The organism is Streptomyces azureus, from assembly GCF_001270025.1.
Lineage (GTDB): Bacteria > Actinomycetota > Actinomycetes > Streptomycetales > Streptomycetaceae > Streptomyces > Streptomyces azureus.
This window is the reverse complement of record NZ_DF968216.1, coordinates 25,798-47,184: the sequence shown is the minus strand read 5'-3', so window position 1 is coordinate 47,184 and position 21,387 is coordinate 25,798. Positions and strand designations below refer to the sequence as shown.

Here is a 21,387-nt window from a genome sequence, read left to right as displayed (position 1 = left end):
TGATAGGCCTGCCGGTATCCATTACAGCGGGGTCACTCCTCCGGCGGTGCCGGCGGGACCACCGCGACGGGGCTCGCGGCGTGCAGCAGGACGGCGTGGGTGACCGAGCCGAGCATGCGTGCGGGTGCCAGCAGGTGCCGCCGGTGGCGGCCCACGACGACGAGGTCGGCGCCCGGGGAGGCCGCCACGAGGTGTCCGGCGGCGTCGCCCGCCGCCGCGACGGGCTCGACCGGGACGTCGGGGTGCCGTTCGCGGTACGGGGCGAGGAAGCCCTCGGCGAGGATCCGGGTCTCGTCCTCGATCACGTCCTGGTCGACGATCGGCGGTGGCAGTTCGCCGGGCGTCATCCAGGGCTGCGCGGGCCACGGGTAGGCGGCGACCGCCTGGAGCCGGGCGCCGCGCCGGGCGGCCTCCGCGAAGGCGAACTCGAGCGTGGCCTCGTCGGGGCCGTCCACCTTCAGGCCGACGACCACGCGCGAGCCGGGGCCGCCCCCGGTCCCGCCCTGGACCTCGCGTCCGGGCCGGGGCACCACCACGACGGCGCATTCGGCGTCGCGGGCGGCGGCGATGCCGTTGGAGCCGAGCAGCAGGCCGGCGAAGCCGCCGCGGCCCCGGGAGCCCAGGACCAGCAGCTGGGCGGAGGCGCTCTGTTCGGGCAGGACGGCGCCGGGCGCGCCCTCCAGGCCGAGGTACTCCGTGTCCGGCAGATCGTCGAGGCCCTCCAGGCCGGCGCGGACCCGGTCGAGCACCGGGTCGTCCTGCGGGTCCGGCGGTCCGGCCGCGAGCACCTCGGGCTGCGCCCAGTGGGCGTACTGGCGTACGTGCACCACACGCAGAGGTGCCGAACGCCGGCGGGCCGCGTCGAGGGCCCACTCCAGGGCACGCATGCTGTGGTCCGAACCGTCGACCGCCGCGATGACCGGCAGGGTGCTCATGGGTTCCTCGCCTTCCGGAATACGACCGTGCCTCCGGGCTCAGCCTGGCTCAGGCGGGGCCCCGGGAGGACGTCTCAGGTCGCGTGTCCGCAAATGCGGGCGGAACACCCCCGGATCGGCCGTGGGGTCACGGCCGTCCGGAACGGTTCCCAGGGTGCCGCCGTCGAGGTCGCACGGCAGCGCGTCAGGTGAGGTCGAACTCCCCTTCCCGCGCTCCCGACACGAACGCGCCCCACTCGGCGGGCGTGAAGATCAGAGAGGGGCTCTCCGGGCGGGCACTGTTCCGCATGGCGATGAAGCCCTCGACGAAGGCGATCTGGACATCCCCCCGCCCCCGGCTGCTGGACTGCCACTGTGCGTTGGTGAGGTCCAGCTCCGGCTTGTCCCAGCCCGTGAGCGGGCGCTGCTGGGTGGTGGTCTCGGCCACGTCCGTGCTCCTCCCGGTTCGTCGTCCGCGGCCAGCCTAGCGATCGTGTCCCATGGCCAACAGGGCACGTGAGGGGGACCTTTCAGGAGTCCGGGGGTTCGGCTCCCACGAGCCACATGGAGAAGAACTGCGAACCGCCGCCGTAGGCGTGGCCGAGGACCCTGCGGACGCCGTCCACCTGGTGTTCCCCGGCCTGTCCGCGCACCTGGAGCGCCGCCTCCGCGAAGCGGATCATGCCGGAGGCACCGATGGGGTTGGTGGACAGCACGCCGCCCGACATGTTGACGGGCAGGTCCCCGTCCAGTTCGGTCACGCCCGCCTCGGTGAGCTTCCACCCCTCGCCCTCGCCCGCGAAGCCGAGGTTCTCCAGCCACATCGGCTCGTACCAGGAGAACGGGACGTAGATCTCGGCGCCGTCGATCTCGCGGCGGGGGTCGGTGATGCCGGCCTGCCGGTAGACGTCGGCCGCGCAGTCCTGGCCGGCCTGCGGTGAGACGAAGTCCTTGCCGGCGAAGAGGGTGGGTTCGCTGCGCATCGCGCCGCCGAGCATCCAGGCGGGCGGTCGCGGTGCCCGGGCGGCTCCGGCGCGGTCGGTGAGGATCATGGCGCAGGCGCCGTCGGAGGAGGGGCAGGTCTCCGAGTAGCGGATCGGGTCCCACAGCATGGGCGAGGCCATGACCTTGTCGAGGGTGATGTCGTGTTCGTGCAGATGGGCGTAGGGGTTCTTCAGCGCGTTGCGCCGGTCCTTGTAGGCGACGAGGGCGCCGATCGTCTCGGGCGCGCCGCTGCGCCGCATGTACGCGCGGATGTGCGGGGCGAAGAACCCGCCGGCTCCGGCGAGCAGGGGCTGCTGGAAGGGGATGGGCAGGGACAGGCCCCACATGGCGTTCGACTCGGACTGTTTTTCGAAGGCGAGGGTGAGGACGGTGCCGTGGACACGGGCCGCGACGAGGTTGGCGGCGACGAGCGCGGTGGATCCGCCGACCGAGCCCGCGGTGTGCACGCGGAGCATGGGTTTGCCGACGGCGCCGAGGGCGTCGGCGAGGTAGAGCTCCGGCATCATGACGCCCTCGAAGAAGTCGGGCGCCTTGCCGATCACGACGGCGTCGATGTCGGCCCAGGTCAGCTCGGCGTCGTCCAGGGCCCCTCGGGCCGCCTCCCGGACGAGTCCCGCGATCGACACGTCCCGACGTGCCGCGACGTGCTTGGTCTGGCCGATGCCGACGACGGCCACGGGCTCCTTGCTCATCGGGGCTCCCCTTCGAGTACGGCGACCAGGTTCTGCTGGAGGCAGGGGCCGGACGTGGCGTGGGCGAGGGCGCGGTCGGACTCGCCGCGGTGGATGCGGGCGGCGGCTTCTCCGATACGGATGAGACCGGCGGCCATGATCGGGTTGGCGGCGAGGGCACCGCCGGAAGGATTGACGACGACACCGTCGCCGAGGCGGAGGGCCTTGCGCAGGACGATCTCCTGCGCGGTGAAGGGTGCGTGCAGTTCGGCGGTGTCGAGGGGACTTTCGAAGGCACCCGCCCGCTCGGCGGCCAGGCGGGTGGACGGCGAGTCGGTCAGGTCGCGCACGCCGAGGCCGTGGGCCTCGATGCGGTGGTCGATGCCGCGGATCCAGGCGGGGCGCGCGCACAGTTCACGGGCCCGGTCGCCCGCCGCGAGGACGACGGCGGCGGCCCCGTCACCGATGGGCGGGCAGTCGCCGCTGCGCAGGGGCCGGACCAGGTACTCCCCCTGCGCCACCGGCCCCTTGAGCTGGGCGTGCGGGTTGGCGGACGCCGCCTCACGGTCGCGGGCGGCGACGGCCGCGAGGGCGGGCTCGTCGGTGTCGCCGGCGTCGATGAGGGCCTGCGCCTGGAGGGCGGCGAGCGCCACGGAGTCGGGCCACAGGGGTGCCACGTAGTACGGGTCGAGCTGGCGGGTGAGGACGTCGCGGACCGAGCCGGGCGAGGACTTGCCGTACGCGTAGACCAGCGCGGTGTCGGCATCACCGGTGAGGAGTTTGGTCCAGGCCTCGTACAGGGCCCAGGCGCCGTCCATCTCGACGTGGGACTCGGAGATGGGCGGCCAGGCGCCGACGCCGTCGAGGGCGAGGGTGAAGGAGAAGGCGCGGCCGGCGAGGTAGTCGCTGGAGCCGGAGCAGGTGAAGTCGATGTCGGCGGTCTTCATGCCGGTGCGGTCGAGGACCTCGTGCAGGACCGGCATGAGCATCTCCACCTCGGAGAGCTCGTCGCTGGTGCGCCGGTGGACGGTCTGGGCGAAGGCGACGACGGCGATCTGGCGGTCCCCCGGTGCGCTCGTCACAGCAGCTCCTTGTAGGTGTCGTAGTCCGCGTCCGGTTCGCCCGTGGGCCGGTAGTGGTCGGGATAGCGGGCGCCGTCGGTCCACACCGGTTCGACGCGCAGCCCCATGCGGACCTCGTCGTAGGGGATGCCGCCGATCCGGCCGTGCAGTGCGAGGTCGGCGCCGTCGAGGGCGATGTGGGCGTAGACGTAGGGCACCTCGATGTCGAGGTTCTTCGCCTTGATGTTGACGATGCAGAACGTGGTGACGGTGCCGCGCGGCCCCACCTCGACCTGTTCGGATGTGGCCACCCCACATGTGGGGCACGCACCCCTCGGGGGGACGTAGACCTTGCGGCAGGCGGGGCAGCGCTCGCCCACGGTCCGGCGGCCGGAGAGGGCGTTGATGTAGGCGGTCTGGGCGCGGCCGGGTGAGTAGGTGTAGTCGAGGCGGGCGGCGGCGACGATGCCGGTGACCGGGTCTGCGAACTCACCCGTGTGCCCTGCTGGTTCGGCCCGGGCGCCGTCGTACGGCTCGAAGCAGGCGATGTCCGTGATGGCGCCGGTGCGTTCCGCCGCCCAGCGGATGCGGACGCGCATGCCGGTGTGCACGGAATGGGGGTCCGGGGCGTCGAGGGCGTGCAGCAGGGCGGTGTCGGCGCCGTCGAGGCGGACCAGGACCCAGGCGAAGGGGGTGGTGAGGGGCTGGCCGCGGCGGGGGGCGTGGTTCCAGGCCCAGGTGGTGACCGTGCCGGTGGGGGCGACCTCGATCAGGTCGCGGATCTCCTCGGCGGTGACGGGGTCGTACTCGACGGGCGGGACGAGGGTGCGGCCGTCGCCGGTGCGCACGCCGAGGACGACGCGTTCGCGCAGGCCGGTCAGGAAGGCGCTCTGGACGGGGCCGAGGGAGCGAGTGAAGGGGAACTCGACGACGAGAGGGGCTTTGAGGACTTCGGGCATGCCGGAGGGCTCCTTCGGTCAGGCGCGCTTGTAGACGGGCGGTCGCTTCTCCGCGAAGGCGCGGGCACCCTCCTTGGCGTCGGCGGTGTCGAAGACCGGCCAGCCGCGAGTGAGTTCGGCCGCGAGGCCGTCGGACTCGGTCATCTCGGCGGTCTCGTAGACGGAGGCCTTGACGGCCTCGACGGCCAGCGGGCCGCAGGAGTTGATCTGTTCGGCGATCTCCAGCGCCTTCGCAAGCGCGGTGCCGTCCGGGACGACGTGTCCGATCAGGCCGATGGCGGCGGCTTCGCGGGCGCTGTAGGGGCGGCCGGTGAGGAGCATCTCCAGGGCGTGGGTGCGCGGGATCTGGCGTTGCAGCCGGACCGTGGAGCCGCCGATGGGGAACAGGCCGCGCTTCACCTCGAACAGGCCGAAGGTCGCGGACTCGCCGGCGACGCGGATGTCCGTGCCCTGGAGCATCTCGGTGCCGCCCGCCACGCAGTAGCCCTCGACGGCGGCGATCACCGGCTTGCGCGGGCGGTGATGGCGCAGCATCGCCTTCCAGTGCAGGTCCGGGTCGGCCTTGAGCCGGTCGCGGTACTCCTCGTCGGCCATGCCGTTGCCGGCGAGGGCCTTGAGGTCCATGCCGGAGCAGAAAGAGCCGCCCGCGCCGGTGAACACGATGGAGCGGACCGAGTCGTCGGCGTCGGCCTCCAGCCAGCCGTCGTAGAGGCCGACGAGCATCGGCAGCGAGAGCGCGTTCCTTGCTTCGGGCCTGTTGAGCGTGAGCACCAGTGTGGCGCCTTCGCGCTGCACGGTGAGGTGTTCCGTCCCACCCATGGCCAACTCCCCTCTCGTGGAACGAGAACAGGTTGCAGTAGGGCGGGAAGCACTTCAAGAGTTTTCTGACAGGTAGTCAGTTTTCTTCGCCCGAGCCCTTCACAGTTGGACCGCCCTTTGCTCTGATGACCGGCGAACCGTCCGATGCCAGGCACGTCCCGGGGTCAGGAGGAGCGGTGGAGTACAACCTTGCCGACCTGTTCGAGTCGGTCGTCGACGTGGTTCCCGACCGTGAGGCGCTGGTGTACGTCGACCATCCGGGCACGGGCGCGGAGCGCCGCCTGACATACGCGGCGCTGGACGCGGCGGCCAATCGCGTCGGCCATCATCTGCTCGCCAGCGGGATCCGGCCCGGTGAGCACCTTGGGCTCCACCTCTACAACGGCGTGGAGTACCTCCAGACGGTGCTGGGCTGCCTGAAGGCGCGGATCGTCCCGGTGAACGTCAACTACCGGTACCTTGAAGAGGAGTTGGTGTACCTCTACCGGGACGCGGATCTGGTGGCGCTGGTCTTCGACGCGGAGTTCACGGACCGGGTGGCGGCTGCGCGGCCCCGGGCGGAGAGGCTGCGGCATCTGGTCCGGGTGGGTGCGCCGGCGCCGGGGGCCGCCGCGGTGCCCTGTGTGGAGTTCGCCCAGGTGGAGGCCGCGGGGTCGCCCGAGCGCGGCTTCCCGGACCGCTCGGGCGATGACCAGTTCATCATCTACACCGGCGGTACGACCGGGATGCCCAAGGGTGTGATGTGGCGGCAGGAGGATCTGTTCTTCGCGGGACTCGGCGGGGGCGCGCCGACCGGTGAACCGGTGAAGAAGCCGGAGGAGGTGGCCGAGCGGGTCGCGGCCGGTGGCTCGGGGATCACCTTCTTCCCCACGGCCCCGCTGATGCACGGCACCTCCACCCTCACGGCGTTCATCGGCTTCAACTTCGGGCAACGGGTGGTGATCCACCGTAAGTTCTTGCCCGAGGAGGTGCTGCGGACCGTGGAGAAGGAGAAGGTCAGCAGCATCTCGCTGGTGGGGGACGCGATGCTGCGGCCGCTGATCGACGCGCTGCGCGGTCCGCTGCGGGACATCGACCGCTCGTCGCTGTTCAGCGTGTCGTCGTCCGGCGCGGTCATGTCGGACACGGTGCGCCGGCAGTTCCAGGAGCTGGTGCCGAACGCCATGCTGCTGAACAACTTCGGCTCGTCGGAGTCCGGTTTCAACGGGACGGCGACCGAGGACTCGGGTCCCGAACGGGGCTTCCGGGTCCGGGTCAATGCCCGTACGCAGGTGGTGGACCCGGCCACATACGAACTGGTGGCGGCCGGCGAGGTCGGCCGGGTCGCCCAGTGCGGACATGTGCCGCTCGGCTACTACAACGACCCGGCCAAGACCGCCGCGACCTTCTTCGACAAGGACGGCGAGCGGTGGGTGCTGCTCGGCGACATGGCCACCGTCGACGAGCAGGGTGTGGTCACTGTCCTGGGCCGTGGCTCGCAGTGCATCAACACCGGCGGCGAGAAGGTGTACCCGGAGGAGGTCGAGCAGGCCCTCAAGTCTCACCCGGACGTCTACGACGCGCTGGTGGCCGGGGTGCCGGACCCCCAGTGGGGCCACCATGTGGCGGCCGTGGTGCAGTTGCGGGAGGGTGCGGCGCGGCCGTCGCTGGAGGACATCCAGACGCACTGCCGTGACCGGCTCGCCGGTTACAAGATCCCGCGCCAGCTGGTGATCACGGAGTCGGTCCAGCGGTCGCCGAGCGGCAAGGCGGACTATCGCTGGGCGCGGGAGGTGGCCGTGGCGGCGGACGGGTGATTCTCCGGCCGGTCGATTGAACCTAAGGTGACGTGCGGACGTACTGGTGGTGGCAGGCTCGGTCACCGGGCTCTGTTTGCCATGCCTAGCAAGACCGCACGGAAGGACCACCGGGTGTCGCTCTTCACTCGCTCCCAACAGCAATCGGGCACGACCGGGAGCGGGGCGGAACCGGATGACGACACCGGCGCGGCGGAGTCGGACGGGGACGCGGGCACGGCGGAACGGGACGACGACAGGGCCACGGCGGAGCCGGGAGGCGACGCCGGCACGGCACGCCAGGAAGGCGACGCCGGCACGACGGAACCGGACAGCGGCGCGGCTCTGGCGGACGCGGACGGTGACACTGCCGCGGCGGAATCCGACAGCGGCACAGGCCCGGCGGCACCGGACACCGACGCCGACGCCGACGCGGTGGAGCCGGACGGTGACGTCGGCGCGACGGAACCGGACAGCGGTACAGCCGCGGCAGGCCCGGACGGCGGCGCCGGCACGACAGAACAAGACAGCAACACCACCCCGACGCACACGGACGACGACACAGCCGCGGCAGAGTCGGACAGGGGCACCGCCGCGACGGCCCCCGGCCGTGACACCCCCGCGACGCAGCCCGACCACACCCCTGTTGCCCGAGAAGAAGGGGACGACGCCGGCGGGCAGGAAGCAGGCGCCGTTGAAGGGGCGGCGGAAGACGGGGCGAAGCCCGGCTGGTTCGGATGGCGGCGTCGCCACCCCCGTGCGGCGCGCGGCGTCAGTGTGGGGACGACGGTGCTGGCCGGTGCGCTCGTCGTGTTCGCGCTACTCCTGCCGAACCGGATCGAGCGGATCGAGTTCGCATCGTTCGTCCGTATCCCCGCCGAGGGCGTGCTGCTCGCGGGACTGCTGCTCGCGCTGCCGCCGAGGCCCCGGCGGATCATGGCGGTCGTCACGGGCGTGTTCCTCGGGCTGGTCACGGTCCTGAAGTTCGCCGACATGGGCTTCTACCAGGTGCTGGCCCGGCCCTTCGACCTGGTCCTGGACTGGATTCTCATCGAGCACGCCACGGACTTCCTCCGGGAGACGTTCGGCCGGGCCGGACAGGTGATGGCCGTGATCGGGGTGATCGTGCTGCTCGTCGCGGTGCTGGTCCTCACGACGCTCGCCGTGGTGCGGCTGACGAACCTGATGGTCCGGCACCGTCCCGTCGCCGCCCGTACGACGCTGATCCTCGGCACGGCGTGGATCACCTGCATGACTCTGGGCGTGCAGATCGGCACCGTGCCGATCGCCACCAAGGGCAACGCGGAGTTCATCGGCAACCGGGTGGAACAGGTGCGGGCCGGTCTGAAGGACGCGCGGGTCTTCGAGAAGCAGGCCGCCGTGGACGCCTTCGCGAAGACGCCGCCGGACCAGTTGCTCACGGGGCTGCGCGGCAAGGACGTCCTGTTCACCTTCATCGAGAGCTACGGCCGGGTCGCGATCGACGACCCGGCGATGGCGAAGCAGACCGACGCGGTGCTGAAGGAGGGCACCGCGTCGCTCAAGGCGGCCGGGTTCGACTCGCGCAGCGGCTGGTTGCAGTCGCCGGTGACGGGCGCGGGCAGCTGGCTCGCCCACTCGACCTTCCTGTCCGGTCTGTGGATCAAGAACCAGCAGCGGTACCGCAGCCTGACCACCAGCGACCGCATGACACTGACCAACTACTTCCGCAAGACCGGCGCCTGGCGGACCGTCGGCATCGTCCCCGGCGTACGCCGGGCCTGGCCGGAGGGGAAGTACTTCGGCCTGGACCACATCTACGACTCCGAGCACCTCGGCTACCACGGCCCGTACTTCAGCTGGACGCCCGTGCCCGACCAGTTCAGCATGGAGGCCTTCCAGCGCCTGGAGCACGGCAGGAAGGACCGTGAGCCGATCATGGCGGAGATCATCCTGGCCTCCAGCCACAACCCCTGGTCCCCCATCGCCCGCATGATCGACTGGGAGGACCTCGGCGACGGTTCGGTGTTCCATCAAATCAAGAAGGAAGGTACCAACCCCACGGAGGTCTGGAAGGACCCGGAGAAGGTGCGCACCGAGTACCGGCGCGCCATCGAGTACTCGATCCGGAGCCTGACCGAGTGGGTCGAGCGTTACGGCGACGAGGACACGGTGCTGGTCTTCCTCGGCGACCACCAGCCGGTGCCGACGGTCACCGCCGGGGACACCGGCAAGGACGTGCCGATCACGATCGTCGCCCGCGACAAGAAGGTGCTGGACCGGGTCGCCGACTGGAGCTGGACCGACGGCCTCAAGCCGGCCCCGGACGCGCCCCGGTGGGGCATGGACAAGTTCCGTGACCGATTCATGACGGCGTACGGTCCGCAGGGCTGAGGAACTCCGTCACGGCCGCGAGGAACTCCTCGGGCCGTGCCTCGTGCACGAGATGCCCGGCGTCGATGGTGACGCGCCGGGCATCGGGAAGCAGCTCGGCGAGAGCGGCGATCTGCTCCTGGGGGATCAGGCTCGTCGGCCCGCCACCGATCAGCAGGGTGGGCATGGTGATCCGCCCCATATGGTCCCACCACACGGGATCCGGGGCGTTGCGCTGTTCGTCGGTGGCGAGGATCATCGCCCAGTCGTACGGCAGGTCTCCGTCAGGCCGTTCGGCAGGGGGGCGCGGCGGGTCCAGCGGGAAGGGCGCGGGTACCTCCTCCAGAACGAGCCGTCGTACGCGCTGCGGGCTGTGCTCGGCGAGCAAGTAGGCGACGGCACCGCCGAGCGAGTGGCCCATGACGTCGGCGCGAGAGATGCCGAGCGCGCCGAGGAAGGCGAGCACGTCGTCACGCATGGCCTCGTAGGCGTATCCGCCGGGCCAGTCGCTGCGGCCGTGCCCGCGCAGGTCGGGTGCGTACACCCGGCGTGGTCCGGCGGCCAGCGCGGGGGCGATCTCCGCCCAGTCGGCACCATCAGCCCCGCGGGCGTGCAGGAGTACGACGGGCGGCACGTCCTCCGGCCCCCAGACGCGGTAGGCCAGGGTGATGCCGTTCGCCCGTACGGTGCGCGGTTCGATGTCCATGCCGGGCACGGTAGCGGGGTGAGGAGCGCGGACCGGGCTCGCTCTGCGGAGAGCAGAGGATCTCAGTCCCGTGCGCGGAGGAAGCGCGCGACGCGTCGTACGAACCATTCCGGGTCGTCCAGCCACGGGTAGTGTCCGGCCCCCGGCTGTACCGCGAACTCGGCCGCCGGGAACACCTCGGCCGTACGCCGGGCCAGGCCGGGACGCGGGCCGCCGTCCATCTCGCCGGCGAGGACGAGCACCGGGGCGGTGACGCGGGCGAGCGCGGCCCGGGTCGCATCCGGGTTGTAGGCGCCGTCGGCCCCGTAGCGGTCCCCCGCGTCGTCGTTGGTCTCGTCCTCCTCGCGGTCGGCATGGGCCCGGGTGGTGTCGTCCCAACGGCCGTAGAAGAACGGGGAGAACACGGGGTCGAATTCACCGGTGCCGGACAGCCAGGCCTCGAACGCCGGGAAAGCCTCGGCGAACCAGGGTTCCGACGCGCGCAGCCGGGCCGCCGCCAGCCGGTCCTCGGCCGTCGCCGGCAGGCCCAGCGCCCAGGGGGTGGCGGTGATGAGCGCCAGCCGTGCCACCCGGTTCGGATACCGAGCCGCGTACAGCATGGCGAGACTGCCGCCCGCGGAGTGCGCGAGCACGTCCATCCGCTCCAGGCCCAGGTGGCGGCGCAGCGCCTCGACATCGTCCACGAGGCGGTCGCAGCGGTAGGTCGCCGGGTCCTCGGGCACCGCGGACTGTCCTGTGCCGCGCAGGTCGAGGAAGACCAGCTGTCGGTGGGCGTCCAGTCCGCCCAGGTTCCCGAGGTACGCGGAGGCGCGCATGGGTCCGCCGGGCAACACGACCAGCGGCTCGCCCGCACCGCTTGTGTGACAGGCGAGTTCGGTCCCGTCCGGGGCGCTGAAGATCGGCATGGCGTCGGTCCTCACGGTCTCGGGGTCTTCGGCACAACGGGGTTTCGTATGGAGGGGCGGTGCGACGTCAGCCGTCCGAGGCCGCGAGGCCGGGCTCGGACCCCATGCTCTGCCTGAGCTCCCGCTTGAGGATCTTTCCGCTGGCGTTGCGCGGGAGTCCCTCCACGAACACCACCCGCTTCGGTGCTTTGAAGGGGGCGAGCTTCTCGCGGGTGTGGGCGATGAGTTCCGCCTCGGTGACCTCGCCGCGTGGGACGACGACGGCCGTGACGGCCTCGATCCAGCGCTCGTCGGGCAGGCCCACGACCGCGGCCTCGGCGACCTGGGGATGGGTGTACAGGGCGTCCTCGACCTGGCGTGAAGCCACCAGCACGCCACCGGAGTTGATGACGTCCTTCACCCGGTCGACGATGGTGTAATAGCCGTGTGCGTCCCGTACCGCGAGGTCGCCGGAACGGAACCAGCCGTCGCGGAAGGCCTCGGCGGTCTCCTCGGGCTTGTCCCAGTAGCCCTCGCACAGTTGCGGAGAGCGGTAGACGATCTCGCCGGGGGTGCCGTCCGGTACGTCCTTGCCGTCCTCGTCGACCACTCGCGCGTCGACGAACAGCACCGGACGGCCGCAGGAGTCCATACGCCCCTTGTGTTCGCCGGGGGCGAGGACCGTGGCCAGGGGGCCGATCTCGCTCTGCCCGAAGCAGTTGTAGAAGGCCAGTTCCGGCAGGCGTTCCTTCAGCCGCTCCAGGACGGGGACCGGCATGATCGACGCCCCGTAGTACGCCTTGCGCAGGCCGCTCAGCTCGCGGGTGGCGAAGTCGGAGCGGTTGGACAGGGCGATCCAGACGGTGGGCGGGGCGAACAGGCTGTCCACGCGGCCCGCTTCGACCAGGTCGAAGAGCCGGTCGCCGTCGGGGGCGTCGAGGATGATGTTCGTCGCGCCGACCGCGAGGTAGGGCAGCAGGAAGACGTGCATCTGCGCCGAGTGGTAGAGGGGCAGCGCGTGTACGGGACGGTCGCCCGCACTGAGGTCGAGGGCGGTGATCGCGCTCAGGTACTCGTGGACCAGGGCCCGGTGCGTCATCATCGCCCCCTTGGGCAGGGCGGTCGTCCCGGACGTGTACAGCAGTTGCACGAGGTCCTCGGCGCGCGGCTCGGGGCCGTCGTACGGCGGCGCGCCGGTGAGCCGCGCGAGGAGTGAGTCGTCGGCGTCGCGCAGGGACAACATCCGGACACTGTCAGGGAGTTGTCCGGCGAGAACCGGGTCGGCGAGGACCAGGGAGCTGCCGGACTGGCCGACGATGTAGGCGAGGTCGTCGCCGGTCAGGTTCTGGTTGACGGGCACGTGCACCAGGCCCGCGCGGGCGCAGGCCAGGAAGGCGATCAGGTAGGCGTCGGAGTTGTGGCCGTACGCGCCCACCCGGTCGCCCGGGGACAGCCCCTGGCCGAGCAGGACGCTCGCCGCGCGGGAGACGGCGGTGTCCAGTTCGTCGTACGTCCAGGTGCGGTCGCCGTACTCCACCGCGACGCGCGCCGGGGTCCGCCGGGCGCTGCGCCTCAGGATTCCGTCGACCGTGCTGCCGTGTCCGGGCGTCGTCATGACACCTGATCCTCGGTTCACCGCCGGGCGAGGTCAAGCACCGGCCGGCTCAACCCTGCCGCCGCCGGAGGCGTCCGGTGTTTTGTACAGACGTGCGCACGCAGCACATTCGTACGCTCAAGTCTCTCTTCCCCCAATGATGTTGGAGGGCACGATGCGCAGCCGCCTGAGACGACTCGTTCTCGGGGCCACGGCCCTGTTCACGGCCGCGTCCGCGTTACCCGCGGCCGCCGCCCCGAGCCAGGGACGAGCGGAGCAGCACCCGTCCCGCGACGGCCTGTCCGCCGTCATCCGCTACACCGAGTACGGCATTCCCCACATCCTCGCGAAGAGCTACGCCGACCTGGGCTTCGGCACGGGCTGGGCACAGGCGTCCGACGAGGTCTGCACGCTCGCCGACGGGTTCGTGACCCTGCGGGGCGAACGCTCCCGGTACTTCGGCGCCGGCGCGGCCGCCGGTGGTGCCCTGTCCGGGGCCAGGACGAATCTCGCCAGTGACCTGTACTTCCGCGGGGTCCGTGAGACCCGCACCGTGGAGAAGCTGCTCGCCGAGCCCGCGCCCGTGGGCCCGAGCCGTGAGGTCCGGGACATGATGCGCGGCTGGGCGGCCGGTTACAACGCCTGGCTGAAGCAGAAGAAGATCACAGATCCCGCCTGTGCGGACGCCTCCTGGGTCCGTCCGGTCACCGAGCTCGACGTGGCCGCCCGCGGCCTCGCCATCGCCTCGATCTCCGGCGAGGGGCGCTTCGTGGACACGATCACGGCCGCGCAGCCACCGACCGGAGCCGGCACCGCCTCCGGTACCCCGTCCTCCCGGCCCGCCGCCCGCACGCCGGACGCGAAGGCCGTGGCGAAGGCGGCCGACGAGCTGTGGGGCGACCCCGGCATGGGCTCCAACGCGGTCGCCTTCCGCGGCGACACCACGGCGAACGGCAGTGGTCTGCTGCTGGGCAACCCGCACTACCCGTGGCAGGGCGGGCGCCGGTTCTGGCAGTCGCAGCAGACGATTCCCGGCGAGCTGAACGTCTCCGGTGGCTCCCTGCTCGGCACCCCGGCGATCTCCATCGGGTTCAACTCACATGTGGCGTGGAGCCACACGGTCTCGACCGGCATTCCGGCCAACTTCCACCAGCTGACGCTGGATCCGGCCGATCCCATGACGTACCTGGTGGACGGCGAGCCGGAGCGTATGAAGAAGCGGACCGTGACGGTCGCGGTGAAGGACGGCGCGCCGGTGACCCGCACCCAGTGGTGGACCCGCTACGGCCCCGTCGTCACCTCCCTGAACTCCCAGGTCCCGCTGCCGTGGACCGGTACGACGGCGTACGCCCTGCACGACCCGAACGCCGCGAACCTCCGCTTCGCCGACACCTCGCTCGGCTTCGGCAAGGCACGGAGCACGGAGGACGTCCTCGCGTCCCTCGACCGGCACCAGGGCATCCCCTGGGTGAACACGATCGCCGCCGACCGCGCGGGGCATTCCCTCTACACCCAGTCCCAGGTACTTCCGCGCATCACCGACGAGTTGGCGCAGCGCTGCTCGACGGCGCTGGGCAGGACCACCTATCCGGCGTCCGGTATCGCGATCCTCGACGGCTCGCGCGGCGACTGCGCCCTGGGCACCGATCCCGACGCGGTGACGCCGGGCATCTTCGGGCCGGCGCGGATGCCCACGCTCCAGGACGCGCCGTACGTGGAGAACTCCAACGGCACCGCGTGGATGACCAACGCCGACCGGCCGATCACCGGATACGAGCGGGTCTTCGGCACGGTGAAGACGGAGCTCGGCCTGCGCACGCGCGGCGGGATCGAGGACGTGGCGGCGATGGCGGACCGGGGCCGCCTGACCGTACGCGACCTGCAACGGCAGCAGTTCGCCAACCGGGTGCCCGCGGGTGATCTCACCGCGGCGGACGTGACACGGGCGTGCGCCGCGCTGCCCGGCGGCACGGCGACGGGCAGCGACGGAAAGGCCGTCGACGTGTCGGAGGCCTGTGGGGTGCTGACGGCGTGGGACCGCACCATGGACACCGGCAGCCGGGGAGCGCTGCTGTTCGACCGGTTCTGGCGGAAGCTGGAACAGGCGGTGCCGCCGGCCGAGTTGTGGAAGGTGCCGTTCTCGGCGGCGGACCCGGTACGCACGCCGAACACGCTGAACACGGACGCGCCCGGCTTCGCCGTCGCCCTCGCCAACGCGGTGGCGGAGCTGCGCGCCGCGGGCATCGCGCTCGACGCGCCGCTGGGCGCGCACCAGTTCGTCGTCCGCGGCGGTGAGCGCCTTCCGATGCCCGGTGGCTCGGGCAGGCTCGGCGTGTGGAACGTGCTCGAACCGCAGTGGAACGCGGCCGCAGGCGGTTACACGGAGGTGCCGTTCGGCAGCAGTCACCTCCAGGCGGTGGGCTGGGACGGCAGCCGCTGCCCGGTGGCCCGCACCCTGCTGACGTACTCCCAGTCGTCGAACCCCGAGTCGCCGCACCACGCGGACCAGACCCGGCTGTTCTCCGGTGAGAAGTGGGTGACGTCGCGCTTCTGCGAAAAGGACATCCTGTCCTCGCCGAAGCTGGAGGTCGTCCGGGTGCACGAGCGCCGCTGACCGTGGCGCAGGGGTGCCGCTCCCGGTGGGGCGGCACCCCCGCACCCCGTTCGTCTCGTCATCCCCGCCCGGCCCCAGGCCCGTACATCAGCCGGCGCAGCACCACTTCGGCGGGACCCCGGCGGCCGTCCCGTTCCAGGACGTACGCCCCGGCCACGGTGACCAGCCAGACGGCGAACGCGAAGAGGGCCATGGTCGTGCTGCCCAGGTGCGCGCCGAGGCCGAGTCCCCAGGCGGCCAGCACCGGGGCGAAGAGCAGCGAGTGGGCGAGGTAGCAGGACAGGGACCGCTTGCCGACGGCGGCCACCGCCGTCACCGCCGTCGTGCCGCGGCGAGGCTTGCGGGTGGTCCACCAGTGTGCGAAGAGAGCGACGGCCGCGACATAGCCGAGGCCCGCGGCATTGCCGGTGATGTCGCGCAGGGCCGTGAGCGCCCCGGATTCGCTCTGCATGTCGTCCGGCACGCGCAGGACGCCGATGTGGGCGAGGGCGGCGGGCAGCGCGCCGAGCCAGCCGGCCGCGATGCCGATGACCGCCGTCCGGCGCAGCAGCGTGCGGTGGCGGCCCGGTTCCTCCAGGATGCGGCGGCGCGCGGCCCGGAAGCCGAGCAGGAAGATGATGTACCCGCCGCCGAGGAGGGTCAGCGGGGCGGCGGCCAAGGTGATGAACAGGCCGGTCCGGAGCCGGGTGCCAGCAGCGGTGAGCCAGTTCTCCTCGTCCGATGCGTACGCCTTGAAGCCGGCCTCGGCGTCGGCGTCACCCAACGTGCCCAGCTCGCCCTGGAGCAGCGCGGCGATGACGGGCCCGGCCGTGACGAGCGCCATCAGGGCGACTCCGATGCAGATCCACCACGTCAGGGCGCGTTCGCCGCGGCGCAGGAAGGCCAGGCCCAGGACGAGGCTCAGAACGCCGTAGAAGCCGATGATGTCCCCGGACATCAGCAAAGTGGCGTGGATCAGGCCGATGACGATCAGCCAGAGGCTGCGCCTGCGCAGGAGTTTCGCGGCGTCGCGCCCTTCGGTGCCGGCGGCGGTCTGCCGGAGGTAGAGCTGCATCATGCCGTAGCCGAAGAGGAAGGCGAAGAGCGGGTAGATCCGCAGGTCGAGCACCATGATCATGGTGAACTGCACGGCGTGGTCCAGCCACGAGCCGTCCACGGGCTGCCAGCCGGAGGGCCCGCGCCGGGCCGCCCACAGATGGAAGGCCGTGTTGGACAGCACGATGCCCAGCAGCATGATCCCGCGGGCGAGATCGGGGGCGAGTGCCCGTTCGCCCGGCCGTACGCCCCCACGCCGCAGCGGTCCCTCTTCGGTCGCGATCGTCATGACCTCACGCTAGGAACGCGGGGCCCGGCCGGACATCGGCCGGAGGGCGAGCGGGCGCCGACCAAAGGATGACGCCCGTGCCCGCCGGTACGACCAAAGCCGCACCGCCGCCTCACACCGGTCGGGTCCGGCCCTCCCAGTACGGCTCCCGCAGCCGCCGCTTGTACAGCTTGCCGTTGGGGTCGCGGGGCATCCCGGTGATGAAGTCGACGCTTCTTGGCCGCTTGTAGCCGGCGAGCCGGTGCGCGCAGTGGTCGAGGAGGTCGGCTGCGAGGGCGGGCCCGGGCCGGTGTCCGGGGGCCGGTTCGACGACCGCCTTGACCTCCTCGCCCCAGTCGTCGTGCGGGATGCCGAAGACGGCGGCGTCCGCGACGGCCGGGTGGGCGAGCAGGGCCGACTCGATCTCGGCCGGGTAGATGTTGACGCCGCCGGAGATGATCAGGTCGATCTTGCGGTCGCGCAGGAAGAGGTAGCCGTCCTCGTCGAGATGGCCGAGGTCGCCGACGGTGAAGAAGTCGCCGATGCGGTTCTTGCGGGTCTTGGCCTCGTCCTTGTGGTAGGAGAAGCCGCCGGTGTTCATCTTCATGTGGACGGTGCCGAGTTCGCCCGGTGGCAGCCGGTTGCCGTCGTCGTCGAAGATCGCGAGTTCGCTGATGGGCCAGGCCTTGCCGACGGTGCCGGGTTTCTTCAGCCAGTCCTCGGCGGTGGCGAAGGCGCCGCCGCCCTCGCTGGCCGCGTAGTACTCCTCCACACAGGGGCCCCACCAGTCGAGCATGGCTCGTTTGACGTGGTCGGGGCAGGGCGCGGCGCCGTGGATGGCGTGCCGCATGGAGGAGACGTCGTAGCGGTCCTTCACCTCGTCGGGCAGGGCCAGCAGGCGGTGGAACTGGGTGGGGACCATATGGGTGTGGGTGCAGCGGTGGGCGTCGATGAGGCGGAGCATCTCCTCGGGCGTCCACTTGTCCATCAGGACCAGCCGGTGACCGATGTGCAGGGACGCGCCCGCGAACTGGAGGACGGCCGTGTGGTACAGCGGCGAGCACACCAGGTGGACGTTGCCGTCGAACGGCCGGATGCCGAAGATGCCGAGGAAGCCGCCGAGGTAGGCCTCCTCCGGTGGTTTGCCGGGGAGCGGGCGGCGGATGCCGCGCGGGCGGCCGGTGGTGCCGGAGGTGTAGTTCATGACCCAGCCGAGGGTGCGGTCGGCGGGTGCCGACTCGGGTCGGCCGTCAAGGAGTTCGGCGTACGGACGGAAGCCCTCGACCCGGCCGACGGCGTACCGGTGGGCGGCCGGCAGGCCCGCCTCGTCCGCGGCCGGGCGTGCCTCGTCGCCGAAGCGCTCGTGGGCGAGGAGGACCTTGGCGCCGGAGTCGGAGACGATCCAGGCGATCTCCGGTCCGACCAGGTGGTGGTTGACGGGGACGAGGTAGAACCCGGCCTGGCTGGCGGCGAGGTACGCGGTGAGGAACTCGACGCCGTTGGGCAGGACGACCGCGAAGGTGTCGCCGCGTTCCAGCCCGGCCGCGCGCAGGCCGTGGACGAGCCGGTTGGCGGCGGCGTGCAGGCGTCCGGCGGTCCACTCCTCGCCGTCGGGGGCGACGAGGACCGCGCGGTCGGGGTCTGCGGTGGCCTGGGCCCAGAAGCCCGGGGGAACGCTGTTGTTCACTGGCCGCTCCTTCCGGCGATGCGGTTGATGCGGTCCACGGCCTGTTCGAAGCCGCGGGTGAGGTCGTCGAAGACGGCCTGGACGCTGCGTTCGCTGTTCATCCGGCCGACGATCTGCCCGACGGGGGTACCGAGCAGCGGTTCCACCTCGTACTTCTGGATACGGGAGACGGCCTCGGCAACCAGCAGGCCCTGCAACGGCATGGGCAGCGTGCCCGGGCCGTCCGGGTCCTCCCACGCGTCGGTCCACTCGGTGCGCAACTGGCGTGCCGGCTTGCCGGTCAGTGCGCGGGAGCGGACGGTGTCGCCGGAGCCGGCCGCGAGCAGCTTGCGGGTGAGGGCGGGCGAGTGGAGGTCCGCCTCTGTGGTGGTCAGCCATATGGAGCCCAGCCACACACCTTGAGCGCCGAGGGTGAGTGCGGCAGCCACCTGCTGTCCGCTGCCGATGCCGCCGGCGGCCAGCACGGGCAGCGGGGCGACGGCCTCGACGACCTCGGGGGTGAGCACCATGGAGGCGATCTCGCCGGTGTGGCCGCCGGCCTCGTAGCCCTGCGCCACGACGATGTCGATCCCGGCATCCTTGTGCTTGCGGGCGTGCCGGGCGCTGCCCGCGAGAGCCGCGACGAGGACGTCCTGGTCGTGGGCGCGGGCCACGACATCGGCGGGTGGGGAGCCGAGGGCGTTGGCGAGGAGCCGGATCGGGTAGTCGAAGGCGACGTCGAGCTGGCTGCGGGCGACCTGCTCCATCCAGCCGGTGATGCGCCAGCCGGACGCCTCACCCTCGGCGAGCTCGGGCACGCCGTGTTTGGCGAGGGTGTCCCGGACGAACTGCCGGTGCCCCTCGGGGATCATCGCCTCGACATCCGCCTCGGTGACGCCCTCGACCTTCTTCGCCGGCATCACGACGTCCAGGCCGTACGGCCGGCCGTCGACGTGCGCCTCGATCCAGTCCAGGTCGCGTTTGAGCTCGTCGGGGGCGGTGTAGCGGACCGCGCCGAGCACGCCGAAGCCGCCGGCCCGGCTGATGGCCGCGGCGACGGCGGGGAACGGCGTGAAGCCGAAGACGGCGTGCTCGACTCCCAGTTTCTGGCTCAGCTCCGTCTGCATGGGCGCAGGATGCCGGAGTCCTCCGGAGGACGGAAGAGGTTTTCTGATGCGCCGTCAGATTCCCGTAGGATTCTCCGCCAGATTCACGGAGGCGGGCGACGGACATACTTCCGGGGACACGCGGGACGGTTGAGGCGAAGGGGTACGCGGTGACCGACAGAGCGGCGAGCAGTGAACTGACCCGGCGTCAACTGGGCAGAGCGGGGCTGGCCCTCGGCGGTGCGCTCGCCCTCGCCCCGCTGCCCGCCGGACCCGCCGAAGCCGCCCCGGCGGGCACCGCCCACCGCCCCACGCTGCGGCGCGGCCCGGCCGCCCGCGCCGGGCTGCTCTCCGCCCATCTGCGGCAACTCGTCACCGACGCCGAGGCGTTCCTCGGCCCCTCCCCCGAGCACCCCTGGTACGCGGGCGCCGTCCTGCTCGCCGGACGGGGCGGCACCGTCGCCCTGCACCGCCCCATCGGCATGGCGGTGCGGTACCGGGCCTATGACGAGAAGACCGACACCGGTGTCGAGTTACCGGCCGGCGAGCAGATCCCCATGGCCGAGGACACCGTCTTCGACCTGGCGTCGGTGTCGAAGCTGTTCACCTCGATCCTGGCCGTGCAGCAGATGGAGCGGGGCGCGCTGGAGCTGGAGGCGAAGGTCGCCTCGTACCTGCCGGACTTCGGACGTGTGGGCAAGCAGGACATCACGATCCGCCAGCTCCTCACGCACACCTCGGGCTTCCGCGCCTGGATCCCGCTGTACAGCGCGCCGACGTACGAGGAGAAGCTCCGGCTCATCTGGAACGAGGCTCCGGTCAGCGCGCCGGGCACGGCGTATCTGTACTCGGATCTGAACCTCGTCTCGCTCCAACTCGTGCTGGAGCGCACCACGGGCCGCTCCCTGGACGTCCTCCTCCGCGACGAGATCACCGCGCCGCTCGGCCTGCGCCGCACCCGCTACAACCCGCCCGCCTCCTGGCGGCCGAGGATCGCGGCCACGGAGGACGCGCGCCCTCCGTGGTCCGGGCTCGACCGGGGCCTGGTGTGGGGCGAGGTGCACGACGAGAACGCCTTCAGCCTGGGCGGGGTCGCGGGCCACGCGGGCGTGTTCTCCGACGCGTGGGACCTCGCGGTCCTCGGCCGTACGCTGCTCAACGGCGGCGTGTACGGACGGGCGCGGATCCTGAAGCCGGAGTCGGTGGAGCTGATGTTCACCGACCTCAACACCGCGTTCCCCGGAGATGAGCACGGCCTCGGCTTCGAGCTCTACCAGCACTGGTACATGGGCGCGATGGCCACACCGCGCAGCGCCGGGCACACCGGCTTCACGGGCACCTCGCTGGTGCTCGACCCGACGACCGACTCGTTCCTCGTCGTCCTGGGCAACTCGGTGCACCCGGTGCGCAGTTGGCGATCCGGCTCGGCTCCCCGGGTGGCCGCCGCGAACAATCTGGCGCGGGCCGTCCCGGTCCGGCCGGTGCGGGGGCGCGGGGCCTGGTTCTCCGGGATGGCGGTCTCCGCCACGGCGACGCTCACCCTCCCCGCGCTCGACACGTCGTCCGGCCGGGCGCGGCTGCGCTGCGCGCTGTGGTGGGACACCGAGCCCGGAGCCGACGCCCTGGTCCTGGAGGCGACAGCCGACGGGGGCACGACCTGGCTGCCGGTGCCCTTCACGACGTCCCGCCGGGGCGAGGATCCCCGGCGGCACCCGTCGGGTTCGGTCACGGGCTGGTCCGGCCGCGTCTGGCACGGGCTCACCGCCGATCTCCCCGCCGCGCGCCGGCTGGCACTGCGGTGGCGGTACGCGACGGACCGGCGGTACGTCGGCCGCGGGGCCTACGTGGACGGGCTGCGCGTGGACGCGGCCGACGGCGTCCTCTTCGACGAGGCGCGCCCGGCGGACGCGTCGCGCGTCGAAGCGGTGGGATGGACGCCGTCGGCCGACTGAGCGGCT

Annotated in this window: 16 protein-coding genes; 4 read left to right on the top strand and 12 right to left on the bottom strand. The window is 71.7% G+C overall.

The window, feature by feature from the left end; all coding sequences use genetic code 11:
- Positions 1 to 32: 32 nt before the first annotated feature.
- From AOQ53_RS05705 to AOQ53_RS05680, 6 genes are all read right to left on the bottom strand, one after another.
- Positions 33 to 935, bottom strand: coding sequence for a universal stress protein (locus AOQ53_RS05705; protein ID WP_059415512.1), 903 nt, complete (start codon positions 933 to 935; stop codon positions 33 to 35).
- Positions 936 to 1,119: 184 nt separating this feature from the next.
- Positions 1,120 to 1,362 carry a DUF397 domain-containing protein gene (locus AOQ53_RS05700; RefSeq protein WP_010033039.1) on the bottom strand — a complete coding sequence of 81 codons (243 nt, stop codon included), beginning with the start codon at positions 1,360 to 1,362 and terminating at the stop codon, positions 1,120 to 1,122.
- Between the two features lie 82 nt (positions 1,363 to 1,444).
- Complete coding sequence (locus AOQ53_RS05695; protein WP_059415510.1) at positions 1,445 to 2,611, bottom strand: thiolase domain-containing protein; 1,167 nt, start codon at positions 2,609 to 2,611, stop codon at positions 1,445 to 1,447.
- Complete coding sequence (locus AOQ53_RS05690; RefSeq protein ID WP_059415508.1) at positions 2,608 to 3,672, bottom strand: thiolase domain-containing protein; 1,065 nt, start codon at positions 3,670 to 3,672, stop codon at positions 2,608 to 2,610. The genes AOQ53_RS05695 and AOQ53_RS05690 overlap by 4 nt, the downstream gene beginning before the upstream one ends.
- Positions 3,669 to 4,610 carry a Zn-ribbon domain-containing OB-fold protein gene (locus tag AOQ53_RS05685; RefSeq protein WP_059415506.1) on the bottom strand — a complete coding sequence of 314 codons (942 nt, stop codon included), beginning with the start codon at positions 4,608 to 4,610 and terminating at the stop codon, positions 3,669 to 3,671. The genes AOQ53_RS05690 and AOQ53_RS05685 overlap by 4 nt, the downstream gene beginning before the upstream one ends.
- An 18-nt stretch (positions 4,611 to 4,628) precedes the next feature.
- Positions 4,629 to 5,429: a crotonase/enoyl-CoA hydratase family protein gene (locus tag AOQ53_RS05680; protein ID WP_059415504.1), complete on the bottom strand. Its 801-nt coding sequence runs from the start codon at positions 5,427 to 5,429 to the stop codon at positions 4,629 to 4,631.
- Positions 5,430 to 5,605: 176 nt separating this feature from the next.
- Here AOQ53_RS05680 and AOQ53_RS05675 point away from each other — a divergent pair, with 176 nt between their 5' ends.
- Positions 5,606 to 7,225, top strand: coding sequence for an acyl-CoA synthetase (locus tag AOQ53_RS05675; RefSeq protein ID WP_059415502.1), 1,620 nt, complete (start codon positions 5,606 to 5,608; stop codon positions 7,223 to 7,225).
- Between the two features lie 414 nt (positions 7,226 to 7,639).
- Positions 7,640 to 9,577, top strand: coding sequence for a sulfatase (locus tag AOQ53_RS05670; protein WP_408055140.1), 1,938 nt, complete (start codon positions 7,640 to 7,642; stop codon positions 9,575 to 9,577).
- On the opposite strand, the gene AOQ53_RS05665 is transcribed toward AOQ53_RS05670, so the two are convergent.
- The 3 genes from AOQ53_RS05665 to AOQ53_RS05655 all read right to left on the bottom strand — a co-directional run bounded on the left by AOQ53_RS05665 (position 9,549) and on the right by AOQ53_RS05655 (position 12,761).
- Positions 9,549 to 10,262 (bottom strand): alpha/beta fold hydrolase, encoded by a 714-nt coding sequence (locus AOQ53_RS05665; RefSeq protein ID WP_059415498.1) that lies wholly within the window; start codon positions 10,260 to 10,262, stop codon positions 9,549 to 9,551. The genes AOQ53_RS05670 and AOQ53_RS05665 overlap by 29 nt on opposite strands.
- Positions 10,263 to 10,324: 62 nt before the next feature.
- The gene (locus tag AOQ53_RS05660) at positions 10,325 to 11,167 is read right to left on the bottom strand and encodes an alpha/beta fold hydrolase (protein WP_059415496.1); all 843 of its coding nucleotides are present in this window, start codon (positions 11,165 to 11,167) and stop codon (positions 10,325 to 10,327) included.
- A gap of 67 nt (positions 11,168 to 11,234) precedes the next feature.
- Complete coding sequence (locus tag AOQ53_RS05655) at positions 11,235 to 12,761, bottom strand: acyl-CoA synthetase (protein ID WP_059415494.1); 1,527 nt, start codon at positions 12,759 to 12,761, stop codon at positions 11,235 to 11,237.
- Between the two features lie 154 nt (positions 12,762 to 12,915).
- On the opposite strand from AOQ53_RS05655, the gene AOQ53_RS05650 reads away from it, so the two are divergent.
- Positions 12,916 to 15,354, top strand: coding sequence for a penicillin acylase family protein (locus tag AOQ53_RS05650; protein ID WP_059415493.1), 2,439 nt, complete (start codon positions 12,916 to 12,918; stop codon positions 15,352 to 15,354).
- Positions 15,355 to 15,412: 58 nt separating this feature from the next.
- Here AOQ53_RS05650 and AOQ53_RS05645 read toward each other — a convergent pair whose 3' ends face one another.
- The 3 genes from AOQ53_RS05645 to AOQ53_RS05635 all read right to left on the bottom strand — a co-directional run bounded on the left by AOQ53_RS05645 (position 15,413) and on the right by AOQ53_RS05635 (position 19,450).
- Positions 15,413 to 16,678 (bottom strand): DUF418 domain-containing protein, encoded by a 1,266-nt coding sequence (locus AOQ53_RS05645; RefSeq protein WP_059415491.1) that lies wholly within the window; start codon positions 16,676 to 16,678, stop codon positions 15,413 to 15,415.
- Between the two features lie 112 nt (positions 16,679 to 16,790).
- Positions 16,791 to 18,344, bottom strand: a complete 1,554-nt coding sequence (locus tag AOQ53_RS05640) for an acyl-CoA synthetase (RefSeq protein WP_059415489.1) — start codon at positions 18,342 to 18,344, stop codon at positions 16,791 to 16,793.
- Positions 18,341 to 19,450 (bottom strand): NAD(P)H-dependent flavin oxidoreductase, encoded by a 1,110-nt coding sequence (locus tag AOQ53_RS05635; RefSeq protein ID WP_059415487.1) that lies wholly within the window; start codon positions 19,448 to 19,450, stop codon positions 18,341 to 18,343. The genes AOQ53_RS05640 and AOQ53_RS05635 overlap by 4 nt, the downstream gene beginning before the upstream one ends.
- Before the next feature lie 149 nt (positions 19,451 to 19,599).
- Between AOQ53_RS05635 and AOQ53_RS05630 the strand changes: the two genes are divergently transcribed.
- Positions 19,600 to 21,381 (top strand): serine hydrolase domain-containing protein, encoded by a 1,782-nt coding sequence (locus tag AOQ53_RS05630; RefSeq protein WP_059415486.1) that lies wholly within the window; start codon positions 19,600 to 19,602, stop codon positions 21,379 to 21,381.
- Positions 21,382 to 21,387: the final 6 nt, after the last annotated feature.

Bases quoted from the DNA above. Each gene is read 5' to 3' on its own strand.
- AOQ53_RS05705 (WP_059415512.1), bottom strand. From the start codon at position 935: ATGAGCACCCTGCCGGTCATCGCGGCGGTCGACGGTTCGGACCACAGC.
- AOQ53_RS05695 (WP_059415510.1), bottom strand. From the start codon at position 2,611: ATGAGCAAGGAGCCCGTGGCCGTCGTCGGCATCGGCCAGACCAAGCAC.
- AOQ53_RS05685 (WP_059415506.1), bottom strand. From the start codon at position 4,610: ATGCCCGAAGTCCTCAAAGCCCCTCTCGTCGTCGAGTTCCCCTTCACT.
- AOQ53_RS05680 (WP_059415504.1), bottom strand. From the start codon at position 5,429: ATGGGTGGGACGGAACACCTCACCGTGCAGCGCGAAGGCGCCACACTG.
- AOQ53_RS05665 (WP_059415498.1), bottom strand. From the start codon at position 10,262: ATGGACATCGAACCGCGCACCGTACGGGCGAACGGCATCACCCTGGCC.
- AOQ53_RS05660 (WP_059415496.1), bottom strand. From the start codon at position 11,167: ATGCCGATCTTCAGCGCCCCGGACGGGACCGAACTCGCCTGTCACACA.
- AOQ53_RS05655 (WP_059415494.1), bottom strand. From the start codon at position 12,761: ATGACGACGCCCGGACACGGCAGCACGGTCGACGGAATCCTGAGGCGC.
- AOQ53_RS05650 (WP_059415493.1), top strand. From the start codon at position 12,916: ATGCGCAGCCGCCTGAGACGACTCGTTCTCGGGGCCACGGCCCTGTTC.
- AOQ53_RS05645 (WP_059415491.1), bottom strand. From the start codon at position 16,678: ATGACGATCGCGACCGAAGAGGGACCGCTGCGGCGTGGGGGCGTACGG.
- AOQ53_RS05635 (WP_059415487.1), bottom strand. From the start codon at position 19,450: ATGCAGACGGAGCTGAGCCAGAAACTGGGAGTCGAGCACGCCGTCTTC.